Source organism: Sphaerospermopsis reniformis (genome assembly GCF_005402885.1).
Taxonomy (GTDB): domain Bacteria; phylum Cyanobacteriota; class Cyanobacteriia; order Cyanobacteriales; family Nostocaceae; genus Sphaerospermopsis; species Sphaerospermopsis kisseleviana.
The window spans coordinates 1-6,533 of record NZ_BJCE01000273.1; the positions used below are offsets into that span (position 1 = coordinate 1).

Here is a 6,533-nt window from a genome sequence, read left to right on the forward strand (position 1 = left end):
TTACAGACAGTAGATAACCAACTAAAAATCAACCATGAGCATTTACAGACAGTAGATAACCAACTAAAAATCAACCATGAGCATTTACAGACAGTAGATAACCAACTAAAAATCAACCATGAGCATTTACAGACAGTAGATAACCAACTAAAAATCAACCATGAGCATTATATCAGAAATGATAGCTATGTGAAAAATGACCTCATGCAGCAGAAGCGGTTAATAGGATTATTTTTAGAGGAAGCACGACGACGATTACCCGCACCTTTCGATCAAGAACAGCTACAAACCTTTCTCAATGAAGATGAACATTTGTTAGATGCTTTCTATGTGGCTTTTGAAGATTATTTCCGGGGTAGCCGTGAGGATATATTAAATAGATTAAAAGTATATTTACCTCTGATTGAGCAAGCTAATATTGGTACACCAGACGCGCCTATTTTAGATATAGGCTGTGGGCGGGGTGAGTGGTTAGAATTACTCAGGGACTCTGGATATATATCTAAAGGTATAGATATCAATAGAGTAATGATAGAGCAATGTCAAGCCAGAGCCTTGGATGTTATAGCCGCAGATGTCATCGATTATTTACAAACTTTACCAGAAAACAGTTTAGGTGCTATCACAGGATTTCATATTATTGAACATTTACCCTTTAAAATATTGATGCGGTTATTTGCAGAAACAGTCAGGGTGTTGAAACCCCAGGGATTAGTAATTTTTGAAACGCCCAATCCTGAAAACATTTTAGTAGGGAGCAATAATTTTTATTTAGATCCCACCCATCACCATCCATTACCTAGCGCTACAATTCAGTTTATGGCTGAAATATCTGGTTTATGTAATATCCAAGTGATGAAATTACATCCATATCCAGAGAATCAACAAGTTGCAGGTGAAGATTTAGCCCAACGCTTTAATCATTACTTTTATGGTTGCCAAGATTATGCAATTATAGGTTATAAACATGAGTAGCTATAAAATTGCAGTTGTAGTACCACGTATGATCAGTGGGGAAACTGGAGGAGCAGAAAGATTTTTTACAGGTCTGGTCAATTCCCTCAATACCACAAGTACATCCGCCGATCTTGTTGAAGTCTTAATTGATGAATCTAGTTTTGAAAGCATACAAGAATCATATTTACGTTGCTATGATTTAGACCTTTCTGCTTATGATGGGGTAATTTCTACCAAAGCTCCTACTTTTTTGCTACGTCATCCTAATCATATATGCTATTTGGTTCATACAATCAGAGTATTTTATGATATGTTTGAGCAGGAATTTGGTAAGGGGAATCAAGTTTTAAAAACTCAAAGAGAAACTATTCAACAACTAGACACAGGAGCCTTACGACCTCCAAGAACTAAAAAAGTTTTTACTATTGGTAACGAAGTTAGTCAAAGACTAATGCAGTGGAACGGTGTAAAGAGTGAAGTTTTACATCCAGCACTAGTATTAAACAATTTTAGCAGGGGGAAATATGACCATATATTTTTACCAGGAAGGCTACACCGCTGGAAGCGCGTAGATTTAGTGATTAAAGCAATGGCTCACCTTCGGTACCCCATTAGCCTCAAAATTGCCGGTACGGGAGAACAGGAGCAAGAATTACGCACACTCAGTGAGACAGATAAGCGGATAGAATTTTTGGGTCGAGTTTCCGATGAAGAACTGTTGAACTTATATGCTAATGCTTTAGTAGTACCCTTTGTACCCATCAGAGAAGATTATGGGTATGTAACTTTAGAAGCTTTTTCTCATTTTAAACCAGTGATTACTTGCCAAGATTCCGGAGAATCTTTACAGTTTGTTAAGGACGGTATAAATGGTTTAGTCGTTGCGCCTAAACCCAAGGAAATCGCTAAAGCCATAGAATACTTCATTAAAAACCCAGAACAAGCTAAAATCATGGGGGAGCAGGGAAAAGTTGCCATTAGTCACATTAACTGGTCAAATATATCTCAGAGGTTATTAAGTGTTTTGCAAAATAACAATGAATAAGAAAAGTTAATCAAAATGACGCAAAAACAAATTTTCCGAGTGACTGTTTTAGATATGCAACCCATTGATCCACCTATTGGGGGTGGGAGACTGCGCCTACTAGGACTATATCACGGCATGGGTGACTGTCTTCCTACTACATATATTGGGTCCTATGACTGGGAGGGAGAAAAATATCGACATCATCAGTTGAGTAAAACTTTAGAGGAAATTGATATTCCTTTGAGTGAGCAACACTTTGTTGAATGTGCTAAATTGCAGTCCCGCTTGGGTGGTAAAACGATTATAGATTCTTGCTTTAATTTGCTAGGCCATCATTCTTGTGAATTTGTCGAAACTGCAAAAAGCAAAGTCGCTGAATCAGATATTGTAATTTTCTCTCATCCCTGGGTTTACCCATTAGTCAAGGATTCCTTACGACACCGTCCCCAGCTTGTCGTTTACGATTCTCAAAATGTAGAAGGTTTATTAAGAACGAGTTTATTAGATGATGGGGCGTTAGGAACTGAAATTGCTCAAAATGTAGTTAGCATAGAATATGCTCTGTGCCACAACTGCGATTTAATTCTGGCTTGTTCCCAGGAAGATAGAGAATTATTTAATAAATTATATAATATTCCCTTTAGTAAAATGGCCATTGTTCCCAATGGTGTATTTACAGATAAAATTCCCTATGTAAGTGGTAGTCAGAAAAAAATCGCCAAGAAAAAATTAAATTTAGGAGATACTCCAGTGGCTATTTTTATGGGTAGCTCTTATCTACCCAACATTGAATCAGCCAGGTTTATTATTGATGAATTAGCTCCAGCTTTACCTAATATACAGTTTGCCATCTGTGGCGGTGTCTGTGATCAATTCAGTCAAGGGGAACTACAAAAAAGAAACATTACTAATGTTATTCTCACAGGGTTTTTGAAGGAGAGTGAAAAACTTAACTATTTAGCTGCATCTGATCTGGCTATTAACCCTATGTTTTCGGGTTCAGGTACAAATATCAAGATGTTTGACTTTATGGCTGCTGGGTTACCTGTCATTTCAACACCAATTGGTGCTAGGGGTATTTTTCAAGGTTCAGAAACAGCCATCCATATTTGCACACCAGAAGATTTTAGGAGTAATATCCCAGTAATTATTCAAGATAAAGCGTATAGCAATGTTCTGAGCACAGCAGCCAGAAGTTTAGTAGAAAGAAAGTATTCTTGGCAAAAAATCTCCCATGATTTAGGTTTTTTGCTTCATAGAACTAGGTTAAATATAAGTAAAAATATTCCCTTGTTTAGTGTCATTGTTCCTACCTATGAAAGACATGATAAATTAGCAAAATTATTAGAGATACTACAAAATCAGAGATACAAAGAATTTGAAATTATTATAGTTGACCAAAGTAAAACATCATGGAAAGAAAAAGACAATTATTCTAATTTAGACATTGTTTATATCCATACTAATATTAAAGGAGCAGTAATAGCTAGAAATACAGCAGCTTACTACGCTAGAGGAAAAATTATAGCTTTCACTGATGATGATTGTCAACCTAGGTCGGATTGGCTGATAAATAGCATAAAATACTTTGAATCTCAGGATGTAGTTGGCGTAGAAGGACTGATTATTTCTGATAAAGTTAACGATATAAATTACCGTCCTGTAACAAATTTAGGATTTGAAGGAATCGGGTTTATGACAGCCAATTTACTAGTTAGACGCGAAGTATTTATGGCTGTTGATGGATTTGATGAACGTTTTGATAATCCACATTTTCGTGAAGATACTGATTTAGGTTGGAGAATTGCCCAGTATGGTAAAATTCCTTTCGCTCATGATGTTTGTGTTTTTCACCCTCCTCATCTCCGCACTAATAAGGGTGAAAGTCTGGAAGAAAGAAACCGATTTTTTGAGAAAGATGTTTTATTGATGCAAAAACACCCAGAAAGATACCGAGAACTGTTTTTAAGTGAGTCTCACTACAAAAATACTCCGGGTTTTCGGGAAAACTTCCTCAGAGGGATGAAAAAATATAACGTAAAAGTTGATGATTTTTATTTTAAGTTTTTAGGATGAGTACTATGAAGAAATTTATCAAAGATATGAAAAACATTCTCAAGACATTGAGAAATAAAACCGCAAGATTATACTCTCATCCTTTACATATTAAACTTGATGAGATTCTGCAAAAATATGATACTACCCAGTTTGGTACAGAAATCAATCCCATAGATGCTTTTTTCGCATATAGGTTATTACTTGGACGTAATCCATCTCTATTGAAGGAATTACCAGACTTACTCTCTCTTAAGAAGGTAACCTTGAGAGAATTTTTAAACAATTTAATAGGCTCTGAAGAGTTTTCTAAATCACCAGGATTTTTACCTCCGAATAAAATACTGCTTTCAGAAATAGAAAATTTTCGTTTCTGGTTTAACAGTAGCGATAGAGAAATGGGCGTAGTCATGGCTTTAGGATATTATGAGCCATTTTCGGTAGAATTAATCAAAAAAATCGTCAAGCCAGGAATGATTTGTGTTGACGCTGGCGCCCAAACAGGATTTTACACTTGCTTGATGGCTTCTATAGGTGCAGAGGTTCATGCCTTTGAACCAATGGAAAAAAGTTATGATTTATTGGTAAAAAATATTCAGGAAAATAATTTTCAAGAGAGAGTAAAAACTTACAAAATTGCCTGTTCAGACAGTAATAAACCATTATCTGGTTCAATAGTATCTAATATGTACGTTAGTACTGAGATAAATCAGGGGGAGAAAATAACAATTCAGGCTGCGGCTGTAGATGATATTTTAACTTCTCAAGTCGATATCATCAAAATTGACATAGAAGGTCATGAGCCACAGGCACTGGATGGGATGAAGAATATAATTATTAATTATAAACCCATCATTTTTTCAGAAATTAATGAATATTGGTTGCAACGATGTTCAGGAATCAGTGCAAGCCAATATGTGAATATTCTGAATAATTTAAATTATCAAGTTTTTGCAATTAATGATTTAAAGAATCCTTTAGAACCGCGAACGCTCAAACTTGAGATTCTCGAAACTATGGATATTATTGCTTTCCATAATGACAGAGAGATGAAATGGTGACGAAGTGATCTATTAATTTCTGATAAATGAGTGCAGTTTCAATGTTTTTGAATTGAATGGTTAAAATCCAGTGATTTTAGTAGTTTGGCAAAACTGACCGATTAATTTGATAAAATCTGATAATTTTGATGGTGAAAATCCTCATTGATGCTACCCCAGTACAACCCCAACCGAGTGGGATTGGGTTTTATGTAGCTAATTTAATATCTGCTCTGAGTGCAATACAAACAGAAGATAATTTTGAGTTAGGAATAGTTTATCAACCAGGTTTAAAAAATTGGTTACGGGGTGATTTGCGCCTTCCTAACGCTCTGAAACATTACCCCCATGGTCATGTATTCCCCTTACCGGTAAGACTATCAAATTTACTCTTAGCTTCAGGGTTTAAACCTGGTTTATCTTACTGGGAAAAATATTTTGACTCTCCAGATATCTTACATGGTACTAATTACTCAGTCTATCCTTGTCAAAATAGCCTCAAGGTGATGAATATATATGATTTGACATTTATCAAATATCCTCAATATGTAGATGGAGTTGTCAAAACATATACAGAAAGAGTAGGGCGCTGTTTACAGTGGACAGATTTAGTATTAACAATTTCCGAAAGCTCTAAACAAGATATTATCGAATATTTGCACGTAGCACCGGAGAAAATTTATGTAACTCCCTTAGCTAGTCGCTATCATCCATCCTTCTTAGATCAAGCAGATAATTATAAATTGGAAAAACAAATTAAATATAATTTTTCCCAACCTTATATTCTGTTTGTCAGCACCATAGAACCCAGGAAAAACATTGAAAACATCATTACTGCATTTAATTTATTAAACCAAAAATATCAAATTCCTCATCAATTAGTCTTAATAGGTAATAAAGGATGGAACTATAAGCCAATATTTGCAGCAATTGAAAATTCACCTTGGCAAAACAAAATTCACCATTTACAATACCTCAATAACCAATTAGTAGGATTATTTTACTCCCAAGCTGATGTATTTGTTTATCCATCCCATTATGAAGGATTTGGTTTACCTGTCTTAGAAGCAATGACATTAGGCGCACCTGTGGTCACTGGGAATACTTCTTCCCTCCCAGAAGTTGCGGGAGATGCAGCTATATTAATTGACCCCAAAGACCCGATGCAGTTAGCTGAGGCTATTCTACAAGTAATTAGTAATTCTCAGTTACGCCAAGAATTAATTAATAGAGGTAGAGACAGAGCCAAATTATTTTCCTGGGAAAGAACAGCAAAAGCCACATTACAAGCCTATCAAAGTATTATTTAATCATCAATAAGTAGGGCTTGCTGAATAAAGACAAAAGCTAGATATATTGAAGGTTTGAGGCTAATAAACAAGAAAAAGATGCAAGGATTTTGAAGGGTATACCTGAAAAAGTGTGCATTTTGGGTCTGATAAATCAGGAAATTA

5 protein-coding genes are annotated in these 6,533 nt (G+C 35.4%); all 5 read left to right on the plus strand.

What is annotated here, in order from left to right; all coding sequences use genetic code 11:
• On the plus strand, nt 1-975 hold a 975-nt coding region (locus tag FFR48_RS23975), incomplete at its 5' end, for a class I SAM-dependent methyltransferase (RefSeq protein ID WP_137669102.1).
• Nucleotides 968-2,002: a glycosyltransferase family 4 protein gene (locus tag FFR48_RS23980; protein ID WP_137669103.1), complete on the plus strand. Its 1,035-nt coding sequence runs from the start codon at nt 968-970 to the stop codon at nt 2,000-2,002. The genes FFR48_RS23975 and FFR48_RS23980, both read left to right, overlap by 8 nt.
• A 15-nt stretch (nt 2,003-2,017) precedes the next feature.
• Nucleotides 2,018-4,060, plus strand: coding sequence for a glycosyltransferase (locus FFR48_RS23985; protein ID WP_137669104.1), 2,043 nt, complete (start codon nt 2,018-2,020; stop codon nt 4,058-4,060).
• Between the two features lie 5 nt (nt 4,061-4,065).
• Nucleotides 4,066-5,100 carry an FkbM family methyltransferase gene (locus FFR48_RS23990; RefSeq protein WP_162501951.1) on the plus strand — a complete coding sequence of 345 codons (1,035 nt, stop codon included), beginning with the start codon at nt 4,066-4,068 and terminating at the stop codon, nt 5,098-5,100.
• Nucleotides 5,101-5,228: 128 nt separating this feature from the next.
• Nucleotides 5,229-6,389, plus strand: coding sequence for a glycosyltransferase family 4 protein (locus FFR48_RS23995; protein ID WP_137669106.1), 1,161 nt, complete (start codon nt 5,229-5,231; stop codon nt 6,387-6,389).
• Nucleotides 6,390-6,533 lie beyond the last annotated feature (144 nt).

Excerpts from the sequence above, each read along its gene's own strand:
- FFR48_RS23980 (WP_137669103.1), top strand. The coding sequence starts at position 968 with ATGAGTAGCTATAAAATTGCAGTTGTAGTACCACGTATGATCAGTGGG.
- FFR48_RS23985 (WP_137669104.1), top strand. The coding sequence starts at position 2,018 with ATGACGCAAAAACAAATTTTCCGAGTGACTGTTTTAGATATGCAACCC.
- FFR48_RS23990 (WP_162501951.1), top strand. The coding sequence starts at position 4,066 with ATGAAGAAATTTATCAAAGATATGAAAAACATTCTCAAGACATTGAGA.
- FFR48_RS23995 (WP_137669106.1), top strand. The coding sequence starts at position 5,229 with ATGGTGAAAATCCTCATTGATGCTACCCCAGTACAACCCCAACCGAGT.